Origin of the sequence: Photorhabdus stackebrandtii (assembly GCF_011189495.1) — a bacterium.
GTDB classification, from domain to species: Bacteria; Pseudomonadota; Gammaproteobacteria; order Enterobacterales; family Enterobacteriaceae; genus Photorhabdus; species Photorhabdus khanii.
Genome location: NZ_PUJV01000178.1, coordinates 1 through 449, shown reverse-complemented (window position 1 = coordinate 449; position 449 = coordinate 1). Strand labels below are relative to the sequence as shown.

Genomic DNA, 449 nt, shown 5'->3' with positions numbered 1-449 from the left:
TACCCCACTAAGGCAGGAACACCACAGGGCGGTATCGCGTCACCGGTTCTGGCTAATATGGCACTGGACGGGCTGGAGTGGGTGGCACAACGCGCTGCCCCTCGCCAGAAAGTCTATGTCGTTAAATGTGCGCGGACCCCCTATTCCACTGAACAATCTAGCCCTAGCGAACCCAATCAAAATGATATTCAATCTGAAATACTGTGTGACTACCGTATCTGTATATCTATGTTGCACCTCCCATGCAACACAGTATCTCAGCTAAAGCTGACCGACTAAAGTCGGTGGTTAACCTTTTATATGGAAGAATAAATGCTACACACCTTCTTCATTATCCGCCCCGATGAGAACATAATCCACAGGCTCCTCCTTATTGTATCGTACATTACCTATAACTGAGGCTGAGTCAATTGGTGAAAAACTAGTTTTCCCAAATGCAGTAGTTGCTG

1 pseudogene is annotated in these 449 nt (G+C 47.0%); it reads left to right on the top strand.

The features are described from left to right. A pseudogene (locus tag C5470_RS23965) lies at nt 1-78 on the top strand (hypothetical protein); the annotation flags it as partial. Nucleotides 79-449: the final 371 nt, after the last annotated feature.